Here is a 19218-nt window from a genome sequence, read left to right as displayed (position 1 = left end):
TTCCGGGCATCCAAGCATACTTGTTTTCCCTGTCGGGTGATCCATAAAATAATATAATACATTCCATGGCAGAGTTACCAGCGTTAGTAAAAGATCTCGCTCTTATTCTCATAGTGGCGGGAACAGTGACACTTATTTTCAAGAAATTACGGCAACCGTTGGTGCTTGGCTACATTGTGGCAGGCTTTCTGGTAAGTCCTCACATGCCGTATATCATGTCTGTGGTGGATAGTGCGGATGTAAAGACCTGGGCCGACATAGGTGTCATCTTTCTTTTATTCTCGCTCGGGCTTGATTTTTCCTTCAAGAAGATACTTAAAATGGGTGCAGCTCCCGTGATAGCGGCCTGCACCATCATCTTCTGTATGATGATGATGGGTATCACCGTGGGCAATCTTTTCGGATGGCGGCAGATGGATTGCATCTTTCTTGGCGGTATGCTGGCCATGAGTTCAACCACCATTATATACAAAGCGTTCGATGACCTCGGTCTGAGACAGCAGCATTTTGCCGGTCTTGTGATGAGTGTTCTCATACTTGAAGACGTGCTTGCAATCGTAATGATGGTCATGCTGGCGGCTGTTGCAGGCGGAAGCAGTCCCGACGGAGGTCAGATGCTACGCAGTGTGATAAGTATCGGTTTCTTCCTTATACTCTGGTTTGTGGTCGGGATTTTCCTTATTCCTATATTCCTGCGTCGTGTCCGTAAGCTTATAAATGATGAAACGCTGCTCATCGTGGCTCTCGGCTTGTGCTGTTTGATGGCAGTTGTCTCCACTCAGGTGGGTTTCAGCAGCGCTTTCGGAGCGTTTGTCATGGGCAGCATACTTGCCGAGACTGTTGAGGCAGACAAGATAATAAAACTTGTCGAGCCGGTGAAAAATCTCTTCGGAGCAGTCTTTTTCGTGTCGGTGGGAATGCTTGTGGAACCGAGAATACTTGTGGATTACGCCCTGCCGGTGGTTGCTATCGTGATGACGATACTTATAGGTCAGGCCGTTTTCGGATCGTTCGGTTATCTTCTCGGAGGACAGCCGCTAAAAACGGCAATCAAGTGCGGTTTCTCGATGGCTCAGATTGGTGAGTTCGCTTTCATAATAGCCTCTCTCGGTCTGTCGCTCGGAGTGATCAGCGACTTCCTTTATCCTGTGGTTGTGGCCGTATCGGTGATTACCACTTTCCTTACGCCATATATGATGCGTGCCGCCGGTCCGTGGTATTCGGTCATGGAGAGGCGGTTGCCGTCAAAGGTCATAGTGGCGCTGAACCACATAACGCTCAGTCACCCGTCGGCCTCGGCATCAAAGAACAAGTGGAAGTCGCTGTTGACTCAACTGACGGTGAACACCGTGATATATTCTATATTGTCTTTTGCGATGATATTCATCATGCTCACGTTGTTCCTGCCGTTCGTCCGACACATGTTTACCGACTGGCACCATACGGTTGATTTCGTTTGCGGCGCTCTCACCATCCTTGTCATATCACCGTTTCTGCGTGCCATGATAATGAAGAAGAACAGGAGCGGTGAGTTCAAGGCTCTGTGGAGCGACAGCAGGCTTAATCACCTGCCGCTCATATTCACTGTCATCGTGCGAATTGTGATAGCGTGCTCTTTTATTTTCTATGTGATAAACTACCTGAGCCGTTTCACCGGGGCATTGATTGTGAGCATAGCGGTGGCGCTTGTCATCGTGATGGTACTGTCGAGACGGTTGAAGCACAGCAGCATTAAGCTGGAACGCATGTTTGTGAATAACCTGCGTTCGCGCGACATAGAGGCTCAGGTGCACGGCCGTAAGCGTCCTTTGTACGAAGGTCATCTGCTCGACAGAGATATCCACATGGTAGACCTTGACGTGCCGGCCGACTCGCTGTGGGCAGGCAAGACCCTGAGTGAACTGGGATTGAGAAACAAATATGGTGTCCATGTCAGCAGCATACTGCGGGCCAACAGACGTTTGAACATCCCGGCGGGAGATGCTGTCATTTTTCCTGCCGACAGGATACGTGTCGTAGGTAGTGACGACCAGCTCACGAGCATGAACCGTGCGCTTCAAGACGAGGTATATGGAGATGACCTTGAATTTGAGAAACGTGAGATGAAGCTGCGCCAGATGGTGATAACCGGGAAAAGCCCGTTTGTAGGCAAGACCCTCGGGGAAAGCGGCATACGCGACAAGTATAACTGTATGGTAGTCGGATTGGAGGAAGGCGAGGAGACTCTCTCGCAGATAGAGCCGGGATATAGGTTTGGAAAGGGCGACATAATATGGGTTGTCGGTGAGGAGATATCGCTCAATGAGTTGACTGAAGCATAGGCGATGGACACACTGGGGCAAAGGAATTTGAGACGATGTTCCGTGAAGAGTATTTGCGGTGCTATTTCTTTGCGCGCCGGATGCTCGATGAAGACGATTTATGCCGCGACACGGTGAGCGATGGATTCGCTTCCGTATGGAGCAACCGCAGATGTATAGACGCATTGAAAGCCCGCTGCTATCTATATACTTGCGTGCGTAACAAGGCCTTGTCAGAACTCAGGCGCATTAAAACAGTCGGCAACACGGTGGCCGCCGGAGTCCTCGACACCTTGGAGTCTGATGACGGTGAGGAGTGGGGCAGTATGCATGCCGTGATGAGCGGTACGGGCGAAAAAGCGGCGTACGGGGCTGTCCTCATACTTTATATGGTCGGCGGTGGCCGTGGCGGCGTGTGTCCTTGCCTTTGTGTTGGTGCTCGGAAACCGCAACGATGGGCATAGGTATGCTGAGGTCATCAGGCACGAAGAGAATACCGGAAGCATGGAGCTGACAGATGCCGACGGCGATAAGTACGAGGTGAAAGGCAACAGCGTGTCGTTCATGAAAGCCTTGCCGTCTTCTGCAGACTATATGATGATGGCTATGAAGACCCCGCGTGGTGAGTGTGCGGATGTTACTCTGGCCGACGGCACCCGTGTGTGGCTCAATGGTGAGAGTGTCCTTGAATTTCCAAACCGCTTTATCGGCGCACGGCGCGAGGTGCGGCTCAGCTGTGAGGCCTATTTCGATGTGGCGAAAGACAGCTGTCATCCGTTCATCGTCACTACCGATTACTATTCCGTGTCCGTTCTCGGCACGTCATTCTCTGCATGTGCCTATTCACCGTCAGACGCCGCACTTGTGCTTGCCGAGTGGCGTGTACGCATGTCATCGGCTGCGCATGTCGGAAGTCTTGTGCTCACTCCCGGTGCCTGCAACGGATATATTGTCTCGAGTGTCGGGCCGATTGCCCAGCCTACGATCTTATGTGAGTACGCATCTGTAATCAACGACATGTAACATACACTCTCATCGGTCTCGACGTATGTTATATCACTGCCCCATATCTCGTTGGGACGTACAGGTACTATCTCCTTTATGGGATTGTCATACTTGCGGTAGTGATGGTTTGTGTCCGTGGCTTTATAATGACGACGACGTTTTATCTGCACCATGAGACCTTTCTTACGAAGCGGTTCGATGAATGCGTCACGTCCTGGCATACACCCCGTCGACCCAAACATCCGTCGGATAATCAGATACAGCTTTGCGCATCCAAGTCCGGGATTGTCTTGGCGGTAATCCTCAGCCTTCTCTACAATCAACGGCTCTATGGCGTTTTCCACAAATTCGTTGTCATCCATTCTGTTATAGAATGACTGTCTGCTGTAACGAAACAGTCCGCGTAGAGTCTTCAGCGCAGGCTCCGGAGACTCTTCACGGAGCAGACTTGCTGTTTGGCTCCAGATTTTTTATTTTCTTATGGTAATGTTGAAAGTCTCCTCGGCAAGATTGATCATCGTGTCGTAGGCATGGGCACGAAGTTTCTCAAGTTCGGCTTCCTTATGTGCCTGCTTGAGCTGTGCCTTGAGTTCCCGGATCTGGTCATCTTTGCTTTTCCCGGCCATATCTTCCTCGGTTTGTTCTTGCAACGATAACGTTTCTGTCTGAGTCATTACCCTTCCCATCCACGAATATAAGGTCATGACGCTACTGATGTGATATTTATCAACAATCGCCTGTGCATCACGGCACTCATGGAGAAAGTCATTTACGATGGAAATCTTTTCCTGATCATCGTGGCGATATGTAGTCTGCTCTATCTCTTGTCGTCCCCAGTGTCCCGTCTGGGGGGCTTCTATAGGAGACTAACTTCTTCTTTACATTGGTTTTCATTGGCTCTTCTGAGTTTTGCTCTCAAAAGTGTCAACTTTTTTCAGTTCAAGTCAAGATAAAAAACAACGGGCGTGTGGAAATGGTTTTCCGCACGCTCGTTTTAGTTCGGTGATATTAAGCCTGATGCGTAATCTGTCGTTATATTAAGTCAGAACTCACATGCTCGTGTACATAATCAGTCGTTATATCCGGCCGTAAGCTCGCATATTTTGACTATTACCTCCATGGCTTTTTCCATGGACTGTATGCTCACGAACTCGTAAGGACCGTGGAAGTTGACACCTCCGGCAAAGATGTTGGGGCATGGCAGACCTTTGAATGACAGCTGGGCACCGTCTGTTCCGCCCCTTATCGGTTCTACTTTCGGAGCCACTCCGCATTCCTGCATGGCTTTCAGTACAAGATCTATCACGTGCATGCTGGGATCTATCTTCTCCTTCATGTTGTAATACTGGTCTTTCACCTCAGCCGTTGCCGTGCCTTCGCCGTATTTTCCGTTGATTTTCTCCACGCATTCCATTATGAAATCCTTGCGGGCCTCGAATTTCCGGCGGTCGTGGTCACGTATGATATATGACATCGTGGCACTCTCAATGTTGCTCTTGATGCCCAGCAGATGATAGAATCCCTGGTAGCCCTCGGTTGTTTCAGGGGTCTCGTCGGCCGGAAGCATGGCCGCAAACTCTGCGGCGAGCATGTTGGCGTTTATCATTTTGCCCTTGGCGTAGCCGGGATGCACGCTTACGCCCTTTATGCTCACTTTTGCCGATGCGGCATTGAAATTTTCGAATTCGAGGTCTCCAATGTCTCCACCGTCCATGGTATATGCCCATTCACAGCCGAACTTCTCCACATCGAAATGGTGGGCACCCATGCCAATCTCCTCATCAGGATTGAATGCGACCCGGATGTCGCCGTGCTTTATTTCCTTGTGGTCTCTGAGATAGCACATGGCCTGTATAATCTCAGCCATACCGGCCTTGTCGTCAGCGCCGAGCAATGTGTGCCCGTCGGTCACGATAAGGTCTTCTCCAACGTGTGCGAGCAGTTCGGGAAATTTATTCGGCGATGAGATTATGCCTTCCGAGAGCATGATGTCGCCTCCGTCGTAGTCTTTGACTATTCTTGGTTTTATGTCTGCGCCGCTGCAATCGGGGCTTGTGTCGTAGTGGCTGATAAATCCTATTGTAGGCACTTTGCCCTTTATGTTTGATTTAAGGGTGGCATATATATAGCCTTTGTCGTCGAGTTCGACATCGTCAAGCCCTTCGTTTTCGAGTTCTTTTTTTAGATACTCGGCAAAAACAAGTTGTTTCGATGTACTTGGCACGCTCGTGCTGTCTTCTGCCGACTGCGTGTCGAACTTAGTGTAGTTTAAGAATCTTTCGGTAATGTCCATATTAATTATAAACAAATGTTTGCCACAAATTTACATATAAATAATGAGAAACAGGCTGTTTGTGCGTTAAAAACAATTTATGGCCTTGATAATCGTTCGTTGTGGTCTGTCCGATACGGTGATGTCGGCATGGTGATATGCGTGCTTTGGTCTCTTTTCTTTCTGTCAAACACAATTCTGTCATCGAATATTAAGTATGACGTTTCTTTTAGTATCACAAATTGGTATCACAAAAGTATCATATAATGATGTAAAACAGTGCAAAACGGGGTTTAAAATATCAGTCAGCAGTCAGAATGTTTAGGTGATACCATATAATTAATAATTCTATAACTATTTGATAGCCAAAAGAAAAAGAGACACAAAAACTGTGTCTCTTTCCGTGATTCCGTAGGGATTCGAACCCTAGACCCACGCCTTAGAAGGGCGTTGCTCTAATCCAACTGAGCTACGGAACCCTTAAATCGGGTGCAAAGGTATAAAATATTTATGAGATATCAAAATATATTCATTGTTATTTTGCATTAATCACTATCCCATGAAATAAATGAAGTTTCAACCTGGCAACATCCGATGAAATAAATAGTTGGATTTGATTACATATTTAATGACGGCCATCTGAATCCGTGTGTTTATGGAGACTGTATAGATATATGCACACGCTTTTCACCGAGATACGTACTTAATATGCCTTTTTGTCATGCACGATCATTTGTTTTGCTGTCTTCCATATTATTCGCAAATCAAGCCATATAGTCCAATTCTCAATGTACCATATATCACGCTTTACGCGACCTTTCATCTGCCAAAGTTCCTTTGTTTCGCCTCTGAAACCTGTTACTTGTGCCCATCCTGTGATGCCGGGCTTTACGAAATGGCGTATCATGTATGTGTCTATAAGCTCTCTGTATACCTTTGTGTGATGAAGCATGTGGGGGCGGGGGCCTACTATGCTCATATTACCGATAAGCACATTGAAAAACTGCGGCAGCTCGTCGATGTTGGATTTACGCATGAAATTTCCGAAAGCAAACTTTCTTGGATCATTTTCAGTAGCCTGGACAAGATCCGCGTCTTTGTTGACATGCATGGAGCGGAACTTGTAACAATTGAAGTTATGGCCGTTTAATCCTGTGCGTACCTGGCTGAAAAATACAGGTCCGGGACTTTGGATTTTTATTATCAGTGCAACAAATGGAATCAAAAGAGCCACAAAGAACAGGACAATCAACGACATTACAATGTCGAAAAGCCGTTTTATAAACTTGTTCATAGGCTTCATAAGTGGCTCGAGATGATTTGCGAAAACCATCGTCTCACCTACAGATTCTAATCTGAATGTACCTCCAAACACTTGCGAAATGACCGGAATATAATAGAAATGTGCCACGTTGCTATTGCAATAGCGCATCACTTTTCTTATCTTTTCATTGTCTTCGACAGGCAGGCAGCAATAAATGTCGTCTGCGATGGGTTTGGAGGTTTTTGATGTTATGATGGTGTCCAGATCTTTTGTGGTTCCTATATGATTTAGCCTGTCAGGACAATTCTCTATTGTTTTGTCCGAATAATATCCAACTATGCGGTAACCCATCGACGGGTCATCCACGAGATAGGAATATATAGACAATACGGATTCGTCGGATCCGATGAACAGCACTTTACGAATATTGCGCCCCGAGCGTCTGTAATGCTTTATCACCCACCTCTCGACATAACGGGACAATATTATTCCGCAGTACAGTATGAACGTGAAACGTATGATGAGCATGATGTTAGGTAACGTATATCCGTTATAGAGATATACAACTTCAGCAATGAAGTACTCAACGATACCTTGTGCAAGCACCAATAATGTGACCTGACGGAGAACCTGTTCGGGAGCAGAGCGTCTTAAATGCACAATGGTTGAGAAGAAATACTGGGCCACAGCCATTGCCATGTTGACAATGAATAACGATCTTATAGGGTCAATGTCGTTGTTGTATATACATCCGCCATACACATAATGGCAAATCAGGAATAGAATATTGAGAATGATAAAGTCACCCAATATTACAATATTCTTTATAAACTTGTTTGTTTTCGTATTTCGGCCCATTTTAAGGATTTAATTGTGTCGTTTGCAAAGTTATTATTTAAACATGAAATAACCAAATATGCTGACTTAAAATATGTTGGAATTATATTCAACAAAAAAGCGGAGTATGATATTATTGATATATTCACACTCCGCTTTTGTGGATTACTGTCGGTGTCAGTTGGTTTTCAATATCAATTTTACCGGTCTCAGTCCGTCGGCTGTAGCCGTCAGTGTCACTTTGCCTGCAGCTCCGGTCGAGCGTAATATGGCGGTCGCGGTTCCGTTGTACAGTCTTCTTGTGTTGCCTACGGTCAGTTCCTCGCTTGTTATGTCTCCGTTGATTACTCCTGCGAGCTCGGCCGGGCCGTCAACAGTGAATGTCACCTTGCTTGAGGCTCCTTTCACTCGGCGGCCTTTTTTGTCTACCGCTTCAATGCGGATGTGTTGGAGGTCCATTCCGTCGGCTTTCCATTCGGGATTGTCCGATGCTGCTTTCAGCGTTACGGCCTCTGAGGTTGTCTCTATTTTATGGCGTGCAACAACCTTACCTCCCGTTTTGGCTACAGCTTCTATGTTGCCGGCTTCGTATTTTACGTTATCCCATTTTATTTTGTTCCTGTTCTTTGGATTCTTTGTGTTCTGCTTTGTTCCGATACTCTTGCCGTTTACCAACAGTTCCACCTCGTCGGCATTGGTGTATGTATAAAGTGACATCGAGCTGCCGGCTTTCCTGTTCCAGTGGTCTGACATGCGTTGCGTACCAACCTTCACATCGTTCCACACTGTATTGTCGTCACTGTCTATTATGCCGATATGTACCACAGGTTCTTCCGGAACAAAGATACTCTTGAGGAAGTAGGCTATTGGTTTAGGTTCGAGCGATATGTCAAATATTCCCTGCGACCAGCCTTTTGCCGGCCATCCGTTGGACTCACCGAGATAGTCTATCATGCCCCAGTATGCCAGACCCACCACTTTGTCGAGATCCATCTCATAGTAGTTCGGACCCATCATGGCGGTGTTGGCTTCGCTTTGGTAGAAAATCAGGTTTGGAAAACGTCGCCCGTCGCCAGGGAAATACATGTATCTGTAATTGTATGATGCGATATCCGTCTCGTGCACAAGCGGTGCCGGCAGCGAGTCGGTCTTCTGGTTGCGTCCGCGTGGGTGCATGGCTACAGTGACTGGGCGTGTCTTGTCGTAGCGTCGTAACAGTTCGCGCTGCATGCGGAAGGGTGTCACTCCCCAGTCGGCAAACGGCAGCGACCAGTATGTCTGCAATTCGTTTCCGAGACTCCACATCACCACCGACGGATGGTTCCGGTCGCGGCGGATAAATTCAGGAATGTCGTGTTGCCACAGGTTGAGCCACTCCGTGCGGCCGCCTGCAAACTGTGTCAGCCACTTGTCGTATAGTTCGTCTACCACAAGCATTCCATATTTATCGCAAAGGTCTAGGAACGACTTGCTGTATGGATTGTGGGATGTGCGCACATGGTTGAAGCCGAACTGCTTTAACAGCCGTATTCTTTTCTCCATGGCTTTCGGGTATGCGGCGGCACCAAGTGCTCCGAGAGTGTGGTGATTGGCTATTCCCTTGAAAACCACTTTCTTTCCGTTCAGTTTAAAACCGAATGCCGGTGAATACTCGATTTTGCGTATACCGAAAGTTTCCGATGTTCTGTCAGCTACAGTGCCGTCAGGTCTGTATAATGTGAGTATGGCTTTGTATAGGTGCGGCGTCTCGCAACTCCATAGTTTCGGGTTTTCGAGTGTGACACTGTCTATCCTGTGCTCGTTGATTTTCTGGCCGCGGTTGAACGGTATGTCTTTTGTCTCATTATACACTATGTTATTGTCCTGGTCAATGATTTGGGTGTTTATCCGCAAATCCTTTGTTTTCAGATAGCAGGCAATCTCCGCCTGTATGTTTACCGAAGCTTCCGCTGAGCTTACTTCCGGTGTGGTGATATATAGGGAGTGGCGTGTGAAATACTGCTGCGGGTCGGTAATCACGAGTGTTACATCGCGATACAGTCCTCCTCCGGTATACCAGCGGGAGTTTTCCGGCTTGCGTGTGTCTGCCTTCACGGCGATCACATTCTCCTCACCGTATTTCAACAGTTTTGATATGTCGGCTTCAAATCCGAGATAACCGTATTCCGTGCCACCTATGCGTCGTCCGTTCAAATATACGTCTCCAACAAGCATAATGCCCTCGAAGTCTATCACTACACGTTTTCCGCGCCATGACGCGTCGGGAGTGACGGTCTTGCGATACCATCCGATGCCCATTTCCTTGAATCCGCGTGAACTCAGTCGGCTCTTGACGTTGCTTGCCGCATCGCTGTTGTCGGCTTTCTCGCCTTTTTCAGGAGCTATCCACGGTTGTGATATCTGGAAATCGTGAGGAACGTTCACTGTCTGCCATGCGCTGTCGTCAAACTTCACGTTTTCACCGTTTGTCACGTCTCCTGAATGGAATCGCCATCCGAAATTAAGACTTTGCACTATACGTGCTTTTTCTTGGGCCGCGGCAGGAATGATTGCCAGTACGACCAAAAGTAACGATGCTATTCTTTTCATATTCAGTAGTTAGTTATTTTGTAAACAGGGTAGTTATAATTCTTATTGCCGTAATGCCGGGTATATACTATAATGCTGCTATGATTCTTACGATTCGCTCTGCCGTTCGTCCGTCCCACCTGTCGGGGAGCGAGCATTTTTTCCATTTACCGGCAACCATGTCTGTCACGGCGTTTCCCAACTTATGGGCATCCTCTCCCACGAGCACGCTCGAACCGTATTTTACTGTCTCGATATGCTCCGTGTAGCTGTTCAGTGTAGCGCATGGCACGCCGTTGAAGGTGGCTTCTTCCGCAACATTTCCTGAGTCGGTGATGACTCCCATGGAGTGTGCTGCCAGATAGCCGAATTCAAGATATGGCAACGGTTCTGTTATCAGCAGGCCGTCTGTGTCTGAATATATAGCTGACACTGCATCCCGTGCGGCACCTCTAAGAGGAGCCACCACGGGCACTCCATTGGCGGCAACGAGCATTGCGTCGACCATGGCACGCATATTTTCTGTGTCGGCAAGCAATGCTCTGCGGTTGAGAGTGAACACTATATAGCGCTTGTCTTCCAGTCTAAAATCATCGAATATGGCCGGTCTGCGCAGTCTGTCGCGACTTGCCTTGAGGGTGTCCATAAGTATGTTGCCAACCATATATATATTCGATATGTCTGCTCCTTCGCGTGCCGCAATAGTGTTTGCTCCTTCGCCTGCCGTGAACAGTAGATCGCTCAGGGAGTCTATTACCAGACGATTTATTTCTTTCGGCATGTTTATGTCAAAAGAGCGTGTGCCGGCCACAAGGTGAGCAAGTCTTATTCCGCGTTTTTTGGTTACGATGGCGGCAGCCATAGTAGAGGCGAGGTCGTCGACAACGATAACCGCATCGGTGGTGTTTGAATCGAGATAACGCTCGAATTCACCCATGACACGTCCGGTAATCTCGTTCAGGTTAATGCTGTCTACACCTAAATAGACATCAGGACGGGCTATCTGCAAATCTTCAAAAAGAGATTGTTCGAGTGTGGCGTCGCTCTCTGTTCCGGCATATACGAGTGTATGGGCTATTCCGGCTTTTTCACTTTCCGCTTTTTTTATGGCTCTGATTATGGGAGCCACCTTTATGAAGTTCGGGCGTGCACCCGCGAAAATACAAATATTGAGCATGGATAATGTTTATATTTTTTGTAAAAGAACAAATCTAAATGCAAATATACTCAGTTTTGATGAATTGGCAAAGAAAATTGTTAGGGCATTTGGTTTGGGAACATTAAAAGTCGATTGGAATGACAGCTTGGTTTTGAGTGTCGGTAGCTGATATACAGCAAGTATCTTTCCGTTTTCCGATTGTTTTGGAAATAAAAAACCTCTGGCCGGATAATTTTCAGTTATATGGCGATCAGTGTAAGTTGTATTTTATATTGATGTTGTTTATATGAAGTTGAAACAATATCTTGAGATGTATTAATACTGTATGGACAGCTGTTTATGTGGTATGTCTGTGTTGTGTGCCAGATTTTTTTTCCTGTACCTTAATAAATTTGAAAGTGTTGTGTAATCGGATTATTATTTGTATTTTTGCGGATATATAAAATAACGTGTAAATAAGGAAAGCTATGTTGGATAAGTATTTGGAAGAAATAAAAAAGACCTCTGTATTGACAGAGGAACAAGAGGCCGCTTTGGCAGAAAGGATATGTGCCGGTGACAGCAAGGCTGTTGAGAAATTGGTGACGGCCAATTTGCGTTTTGTCGTGTCCATGGCATCGAAATATCAGGGAAGGGGAATCGACCTGTCAGATCTCGTGGCAGAGGGAAACATAGCCCTTATGCGTGCTGCCAAGAGGTTCGAGGCCGGGCGTGGAAGCAGATTCGTTTCTTATGCCTCTCCATTTGTGAGAAAGGCTATGGAGCAGGCCATTGCTTTGCAGACTGGCCTGTATAATGTTCCATCGGATGAGCGTACGCCTTTGGAACGGAAACGTAGCAGGGCCTTGTCTGCCGATGCCCCGCTTGGCGGAAGAGCCAATGTGAGCCTGCTCAGTGTTCTTGAAAATCCAGACTCACCGTCGGCAGACGGAATGCTCGGCGATCAATCTTTCAATGAGGCCGTGAGTGAGGCGATGAAAGAACTTAGTGATCGTGAACGGATGGTCGTAATGATGTTTTTCGGAATAGGCCGTGAGAAACTTACATTTGCCGAGATTGGAATGGAGATGGGGCTTAAGCGGGAGCGTGTGCGTCAGATCCGTGACAAGGCTTTGCGTAAGATCTCAAAGCATCGTAACATCTTGCGTTGATTTGTCCGGGACATTATCATCAATCATAATATGGCAATATCGGTATTTATATGATATTTGGCTGCAACAAATAAGCGGCATTCAGGTATATCAGGCACTGTTTTTTTGTAGACAAAAGAATAGTGCCTATATTTTTTGGGGACTGCCACTTTTTTCGGTAATGATATATTTGATGTCGAGTGCATAATAAAAAAATCGGATCCGGTAGGAATAACTACCGGATCCGATTTTTTTATTTATCATCTATAGAATGGTGATTATTCACCTTTTTCCATTTTCTCTTTCAACTGTGCGAGGATATCAATATCGCCGAGTGTTGTAGCTGCAGGCTGATTGTCAATCTTCACTGAGTCTTCTTTCTTTGCGCGCGGCTTCTTGGCTGCCTTGCGCTCCTCACGCTGTACATCCTCGAATGTGCGGCTGTGAGAAAGGATGATGCGCTTGCTGTCCTTATTGAACTCGATAACCTTGAACGGAAGTTCCTCGTTCAGAGCTGCCTGTGTGCCGTCTTCCTTAACGAGATGCTTCGGAGTGGCAAATCCTTCAACGCCTTTTTCGAGAGAGATAACGGCACCTTTCTCAAGGAGTTCGGTTATTTTGCCCTGATGTATGCTACCTACTGTATATTCAGCCTCAAATACGTTCCATGGATTCTCTTCGAGCTGCTTGTGGCCGAGGCTCAGACGGCGGTTGTCCTTGTCAATGTCAAGAACGACAACATCTATTGTTGTACCAACCTGTGTGAACTCTGACGGATGCTTAACCTTCTTGGTCCAAGACAGGTCGCTGATGTGGATAAGGCCGTCAACACCCTCTTCAAGCTCAACGAATACACCAAAGTTTGTGAAATTGCGAACTTTTGCTGTATGCTTGCTTTCAACAGGATATTTAACCTCGATTGCTTCCCACGGATCTTCTTTAAGCTGTTTGATGCCAAGGCTCATCTTGCGCTCGTCGCGGTCGAGTGTAAGGATTACAGCCTCAACCTCGTCTCCTACTTTGAGGAACTCCTGTGCAGAGCGCAGGTGCTGGCTCCAAGACATTTCAGAAACGTGGATCAGACCCTCAACACCGGGCTGTATTTCAACGAATGCACCGTAATCGGCGATTACCACAACCTTACCGTTGACGTGGTCACCGACTTTCAGTTCTGCGTCGAGAGCATCCCATGGGTGCGGAGTAAGTTGTTTCAGACCGAGAGCGATGCGTTTCTTCTCGTCATCGAAGTCGAGAATAACGACGTTGATCTTCTGGTCAAGCTCTACAACCTTGTGAGGATCGTCTACGCGGCCCCAAGACAGGTCAGTGATGTGGATGAGTCCGTCAACACCTCCGAGGTCAACGAATACACCGTAAGAAGTGATGTTCTTGACTGTTCCTTCAAGGATCTGGCCTTTTTCGAGCTTAGAGATGATTTCTTTCTTCTGTGCTTCCAACTCAGCCTCGATGAGAGCTTTGTGGGAAACGACAACATTGCGGAACTCCTGATTGATTTTAACAACCTTGAATTCCATTGTCTTGCCTACGAACTGGTCGTAGTCGCGTATAGGATGGACGTCAATCTGGCTGCCGGGCAAGAATGCCTCGATGCCGAATACGTCTACAATCATGCCACCTTTGGTACGGCACTTGATGTAACCTTGGATAATATCCTGATTGTCAAGCGCGGCGTTGACACGCTCCCAGCTCTTGCTGAGGCGGGCTTTCTTGTGAGAAAGGATCAGTTGACCTTTCTTGTCTTCCTGGTTCTCAACGTAAACTTCTACCTTGTCGCCGATTTTCAAATCGGGATTGTAGCGGAACTCGCTTGCCGGAATGATACCGTCACTCTTGTAACCGATGTTTACGATAACTTCTTTTTTGTCTGCGGAAATAACTGTTCCCTCGACAACCTGATGCTCACTTACCTTGTTCAAGGTCTCGTTGTAAGCCTTGTCAAGCTCTTCTTTGCTGACATTTACATGTGAGCCATTCTCAAACTCGTCCCAGTTGAAGTCTGATAACGGCTGAATGTTTTTGGTTAAATCTGACATAATAATTAATAAATGTTTGTTTAATTAATAAAGTTTGACTTTATGTTAATAATTAAAAATCGGCTGCAAAGGTACTTATTTTAATTATAGTAGTGCTTGTCGGATACTCAATTATTTTGCTTTTTATGAATATTTAACATCGGCACGGTCGCTCACATTTTATTCTTTATCAATCAATGGTTTATCCTTTTGACGTTTACTTTTCTTCTTTTTCTTCTTGTTAATGCCGAAAAGGTCTTTCAGGTTACTGAAATCTTTTTTCATGATAATGCCTATACCTTGTGTGTTGAGGCTTGACTTGGTGAAATATCTGTCGTTGGTCTTGTTGTATACATTTACGGAAAGGTTGCCGTTGGGGAAAAGAAGGTATCGGATATCGAAATCACCGATGAAACTGGTGTTTGCGGTGCTTGCGTTATCCCTGTAACCGAACTGTCCGTTGATGAGCAGGCGGTTATTCAGCAGTCTTCCGCTGAGTAGCCCTTCGTATTCGGCGTTGTCCCAACCGTCGTTTCCGGTGGAAATGTTTGCTCCGAAATTCCAGTTCTTGCTGTTTATCACTGTGTTTAAAACACTGTTGATATGGCTCGATATCGTTCCCGATAACAACCCCTGCATAGCCAGTGACGTGTTGCTTTTTTGGTTCTCTTTTTGTGAGCCGGCATTATTGTTCTCCTTTGGATAGAACCGTCCTACTCCGAGAAGATAAAGTACTTGCTGGCTCATTTCGTCTTCGCTGTTGATAACGCTTCGTATCATCTGTTTCTCATCTGTGCTTACTGTCGGAACGTCAAGGTCGAAACTGATTTGGGGCTCGCCAGGCGTTCCGCTTATATTCATAAGGCAGTTCACACGTACAGTGTTGTTTGAGAAGCTGTTTCCTATATTTAGATCGGATAAGGATACTCCGTTGACTGTGTGTATCGCTTGTAGATTGAGGCCGGCATCGAACGGGTTTCCTCCAAACTGTATTGTACCGCCGTCGTTAAAAACAAAACTTTTTTTGATAATGTCTTGTATCGTTATACCATATGTGCCGTTTGTCACACGGTATGTTCCGAACATATTGAAAGCACCCTTGTTATAATACGATGCTCTGAGTACTCCGTTGCCGTTCAGTGTTATATAGTCATTGGTCTTGCTGTCCATCAGCAGTTTTATTGTCGCGTCCGGCGTACAGTTTATAAGGAAGTTTATGTGCATGTCCGAACTTAATTTTCGTATGTCCTTTTCCTCGTCCTGTTTTCTTTCGGCTGCAATCGTGTCGTTGCCGGCTGTTGCGCTGCCCCATTGAATAAACTCCTGATTGACAATTGCATCGGGATTCGATACGTTGTATACGAATTGTGAGTTCTTTTGAGGTGTTATGTTGATGTTGATGAGTACCTCGCCGCTTCTTCCGTGTATGTCCACTTCGCCGGTACCGAAAACAGTCCCGTAAAAAGTTTCATTGCCGAAATCCTGGAAGTCGTAAGCCAACAGATTGTCGGCTTTTACGGACAGATCGTATGACAAGCGTGTGAGATGTTTGTGATGGATGCCTCCGGATATTTCCCCCCTGTTGCCATACTTGTCGAATATTGGTATATTTCGCAACTCTATCTCATCGGGTATGAGCGTGACCGTGTCTTCTTTGAGGTGGTATTTACAGTTTAGCGGGCTGATGGTCGCGTCTCCGTTCAGCACGAGCATGCCTGTAAGATTAATCGTGCTTAACGGCCCGTAAAGTCTTACGGCACCTCTCGCTTCTCCGTTGATGTCGCTGATAAAACTGCTTGTGAAAGATTTTATGAACTCTATGCGGGTGCCTATTGCCTGTATTTCAAGGTCTATATAATTTCGTTCCGGCGATACGTATCCGTTTATCAGAGTACTTTTTGTCGGTCCGTCATTGGCAACGGCTTTTATGTCTATCTGCTTTTCTTTCTTGTTCCAGTCCACATAGGCATTCAATATACCCATTCTGCCATGCTCAAAAAGGAAATTGTCCACTGTGATTTTTGCGTTTGCGGACATGTCGTTCAGTGCGGATGATATGTAAGCATGGCCTGTTGCCCGTCCGCTGAAATCGACAGAGTGGAAGTTTACAAGATCGAGTATATACTCAATGTCTATATCGTTCAGTTCTACTTTAATCGAGTCTGTCGCCGATCGTGATGCCGTACCGTCTATGATGATGTGTTGTTTGTTGTTTTGTATAGAGAAACGGTCAACTTCTATTTTGTTGTTTCTGTATGTTATGTTTGAAGATGGGATATTCCATATCGTATCATTGATATTCGCATGTGACGGTTTCACGGCAATATTGGCCGTCGGTTTGTTCTCATCATCGAGTGCAAACATGGTTATGGCATTTATTGTTCCGCTTTGCTTTCTTCTTGCGTTGTTGCTCCATGTCAGTGAGGTGGCAAGTCTGTCGTCGATGGCATCGGCCGTAACATCAAGGTCAAAAACATCGCCATTATCCATTATTTTAGCTATTCTGATATTTCCGTGCAGTGCTTCATCCGGAGAAGAAATGGAAACGGAAGCGTTTTTGTATTCTTTTCCGTTGTATGTAAAATGCGGAATACGGCAGTTAAGGAAAATATCGTGTGACAAGTCGTTTATGTCGCCATCCAGACTCATGGGTGCCAAGAGCCTGAAAGGTATGTAAAACAGTTTCTCGAGCCAGTCTGTGTTTTTTATGTCGGCTCTTAACAGAAAGTCATTGCTTGCCTTTTTATTAGTATTTCTTATGCCTGGAATGGATGGTAGTTTGCTTTTTATGAAATGCTTGAAACTGTCTCCCAATGTATTGTAATCGAATCTGCCGATGATCTCTGCTGTTCCGAAATCGCTGTTGACAGTAAGAAAGCGGTTGCTATTGTCGTAGCCATATTGCAAACGGATGCTGCCAATCGTGAATTGTTCGTCAGGCTTGGACATGATAAAATCATCAATACTGATTTTTCCTACCGCATCTTTTATGTCTATTCCCTTGAGTTGTGCGGTGATGTCGGCAGAAAAAGATGCGTCTCCCCATTTCCTTGTCAGTCTGACGGCTTGTGGAGAAAAGTTTCTGACAGATGCATTTAAGTTGACATCCGGTGTTTGGGATATGTTGTTGACAGCCCCCTCTATGTTCAGTGCAATGTTAGGGTCGTTTATATTTAACACTCCTTGTATTCCGTTATCGGCATATTGCCCGTCAATCGTGATGTTGCTGTATCTGTATCCTTTGTAGTCGAGTTCGGAAATGTTGCCTTTTGTGTTTACAAGAGTTGGTTTGTTGTCATTCATTATTCCGTCGAATACCGCGTCGGCAGTTATTATTCCGAACTCGTCGTTTTCAAATATCTCTTTGAGGTCAATGCCGTTTGCCTTGACGTCTCCGTTGAATAAACGGCCGTTTGCCAGACTGGCTGAAATATTCAAGCTGCCGGCCCCGGTTCCGATTTGGCATTGTGCTTTTCCGTTCTGTTTGTTTTGGGACTTTATGCGTCCGGACAAACTTATATCACCGAGTTTGGAGATAATTCTATTTATATCCTCATTTGTGTTTCGTGTGGAGTTTAATAATGACTGCAGGGCTTCCTGTGAGCAGCGAGACTCCTTTATATCTGCATACCATGCGACTCCTTCCGTGTTCTTTTTTATATATCCTCCGGCGGATAGGGCCAGGCTGTTGTCGTCGGAGTTTATGGTAAGTCTGGGAATGTCAATGCCGCAATCTCTTCCATTAAATAGGGATGATATGTGTAGCTTGTGGTTAAATGATTTTAATGCGGGCAGGAAGCATGCGAAGTCTGATGGGGAAACGGTTGATTTTTTAATTTCTCCGGCAAATTTGATTGTAGGCAGCCAGATGCTGTCTCCCTTGAACTCATAGCTCGCTTTAATGCTGTCGATTGTGAACTCGGTACCGGGTAATTTGAGGTTAAACTCTTTAAGTTTGCATTTTTTTCTGTTGCCTTCCATTTTAAGGGACAGCTTGTTGAGTTTAAATCCGGACTGTTCATTGAAGGCAAGTTTCTTTATAGCGATGTTTACAGAGTCTTCTTTCAATGCTTTCAAGGATATATGTGCGCTGATATTCCTTATGTCAAGATGGTTCGGGTTTATCATGCCACTCGTATGTGGCTTGTCATATCTGTCATACTTTATGTTGCCTCTTTGTATTATGAAAGTGTTTATCCTTAAATCCAAAGGGGTGTGCGATGTGGTGTCTTTCGATGCGAGTGCGTCTAATACGAATTGAAAGTTTGGTTTCGCATTTTCCGTTTCACGGTATAGGGAAAAATGCGAGCTGAATATCTGTGCCGACGATATTAATACTTTTCCCTCCGTTAGCGGTATAAGTTCTATCCTTGCGGAAATTCTTGCGGCTTTTATCATCTCTTTGCCTTTTCTGTCGTATATTATGACATCATCGATGATAAATCTGTTCAAAAATCCAAAATCCACTCTGCCGATGCTCACTTTTGCGTCAAGTTTGTGCGATATGGCAGAGGCGACCTGTGAGCCGAGATTTTTTTGTATGTAAGGTATGTGGAGCAATATGACCAAAAGCAGATACAGGCCGATTGCGGTCCATATAAAGATGCTGATTATATGCTTTAACACTTTCAATTCTTATGAAAATATTGT

Annotated in this window: 11 protein-coding genes and 1 tRNA gene; 4 read left to right on the top strand and 8 right to left on the bottom strand. The window is 45.9% G+C overall.

The window, feature by feature from the left end; genetic code table 11:
• Positions 1-65: 65 nt before the first annotated feature.
• From HPS53_RS00365 to HPS53_RS00355, 3 genes are read left to right on the top strand one after another with little or no spacing between them, the layout of a single operon-like run.
• Entirely contained in the window at positions 66-2321 is a 2256-nt protein-coding gene (locus tag HPS53_RS00365; protein WP_172203767.1) for a cation:proton antiporter, read from the top strand.
• A gap of 35 nt (positions 2322-2356) precedes the next feature.
• Positions 2357-2764 carry a sigma factor gene (locus HPS53_RS00360; RefSeq protein ID WP_172203765.1) on the top strand — a complete coding sequence of 136 codons (408 nt, stop codon included), beginning with the start codon at positions 2357-2359 and terminating at the stop codon, positions 2762-2764.
• Positions 2736-3323 carry a FecR domain-containing protein gene (locus HPS53_RS00355; RefSeq protein WP_216651854.1) on the top strand — a complete coding sequence of 196 codons (588 nt, stop codon included), beginning with the start codon at positions 2736-2738 and terminating at the stop codon, positions 3321-3323. Before HPS53_RS00360 ends, HPS53_RS00355 begins: the two co-directional genes overlap by 29 nt.
• 452 nt (positions 3324-3775) lie before the next feature.
• Here HPS53_RS00355 and HPS53_RS00350 read toward each other — a convergent pair whose 3' ends face one another.
• The 6 genes from HPS53_RS00350 to HPS53_RS00325 form a co-directional block, all read right to left on the bottom strand.
• Complete coding sequence (locus HPS53_RS00350; RefSeq protein ID WP_172203761.1) at positions 3776-3979, bottom strand: hypothetical protein; 204 nt, start codon at positions 3977-3979, stop codon at positions 3776-3778.
• Positions 3980-4374: 395 nt separating this feature from the next.
• Positions 4375-5598: a peptidase T gene (pepT, locus tag HPS53_RS00345; RefSeq protein WP_172203759.1), complete on the bottom strand. Its 1224-nt coding sequence runs from the start codon at positions 5596-5598 to the stop codon at positions 4375-4377.
• Positions 5599-5981: 383 nt separating this feature from the next.
• A tRNA-Arg gene (locus tag HPS53_RS00340) sits at positions 5982-6056 on the bottom strand.
• 224 nt (positions 6057-6280) lie between these two features.
• A complete protein-coding gene (locus HPS53_RS00335; RefSeq protein WP_172203757.1) occupies positions 6281-7699 on the bottom strand; it encodes an undecaprenyl-phosphate glucose phosphotransferase in 1419 nt (472 codons plus the stop codon).
• 156 nt (positions 7700-7855) lie between these two features.
• Positions 7856-10267, bottom strand: coding sequence for a glycoside hydrolase family 2 TIM barrel-domain containing protein (locus HPS53_RS00330; RefSeq protein WP_172203755.1), 2412 nt, complete (start codon positions 10265-10267; stop codon positions 7856-7858).
• 67 nt (positions 10268-10334) lie between these two features.
• The gene (locus HPS53_RS00325; RefSeq protein WP_172203753.1) at positions 10335-11423 is read right to left on the bottom strand and encodes a UDP-N-acetyl glucosamine 2-epimerase; all 1089 of its coding nucleotides are present in this window, start codon (positions 11421-11423) and stop codon (positions 10335-10337) included.
• 449 nt (positions 11424-11872) lie between these two features.
• Between HPS53_RS00325 and HPS53_RS00315 the strand changes: the two genes are divergently transcribed.
• Complete coding sequence (locus HPS53_RS00315; protein ID WP_172203749.1) at positions 11873-12556, top strand: RNA polymerase sigma factor RpoD/SigA; 684 nt, start codon at positions 11873-11875, stop codon at positions 12554-12556.
• A gap of 257 nt (positions 12557-12813) precedes the next feature.
• Here the strand turns inward: HPS53_RS00315 and rpsA are convergent, their stop codons facing one another.
• Together rpsA and HPS53_RS12730 are read right to left on the bottom strand one after the other, a co-directional pair.
• Positions 12814-14589 carry a 30S ribosomal protein S1 gene (gene rpsA / locus HPS53_RS00310; protein WP_104368913.1) on the bottom strand — a complete coding sequence of 592 codons (1776 nt, stop codon included), beginning with the start codon at positions 14587-14589 and terminating at the stop codon, positions 12814-12816.
• A gap of 159 nt (positions 14590-14748) precedes the next feature.
• The gene (locus HPS53_RS12730) at positions 14749-19194 is read right to left on the bottom strand and encodes a translocation/assembly module TamB domain-containing protein (RefSeq protein WP_216651853.1); all 4446 of its coding nucleotides are present in this window, start codon (positions 19192-19194) and stop codon (positions 14749-14751) included.
• Positions 19195-19218 lie beyond the last annotated feature (24 nt).

The organism is Prevotella sp. PTAC (assembly GCF_013166535.1).
Lineage (GTDB): Bacteria > Bacteroidota > Bacteroidia > Bacteroidales > Bacteroidaceae > Prevotella.
The sequence above is the reverse complement of the archived record's forward strand: the minus strand, read 5'-3'. Positions and strand labels throughout refer to the sequence as shown.

Bases quoted from the DNA above. Each gene is read 5' to 3' on its own strand.
- pepT (WP_172203759.1), bottom strand. From the start codon at position 5,598: ATGGACATTACCGAAAGATTCTTAAACTACACTAAGTTCGACACGCAG.
- rpsA (WP_104368913.1), bottom strand. From the start codon at position 14,589: ATGTCAGATTTAACCAAAAACATTCAGCCGTTATCAGACTTCAACTGG.
- HPS53_RS00360 (WP_172203765.1), top strand. From the start codon at position 2,357: ATGTTCCGTGAAGAGTATTTGCGGTGCTATTTCTTTGCGCGCCGGATG.
- HPS53_RS00350 (WP_172203761.1), bottom strand. From the start codon at position 3,979: ATGACTCAGACAGAAACGTTATCGTTGCAAGAACAAACCGAGGAAGAT.
- HPS53_RS00315 (WP_172203749.1), top strand. From the start codon at position 11,873: ATGTTGGATAAGTATTTGGAAGAAATAAAAAAGACCTCTGTATTGACA.
- HPS53_RS00335 (WP_172203757.1), bottom strand. From the start codon at position 7,699: ATGGGCCGAAATACGAAAACAAACAAGTTTATAAAGAATATTGTAATA.
- HPS53_RS00330 (WP_172203755.1), bottom strand. From the start codon at position 10,267: ATGAAAAGAATAGCATCGTTACTTTTGGTCGTACTGGCAATCATTCCT.
- HPS53_RS00325 (WP_172203753.1), bottom strand. From the start codon at position 11,423: ATGCTCAATATTTGTATTTTCGCGGGTGCACGCCCGAACTTCATAAAG.
- HPS53_RS00365 (WP_172203767.1), top strand. From the start codon at position 66: ATGGCAGAGTTACCAGCGTTAGTAAAAGATCTCGCTCTTATTCTCATA.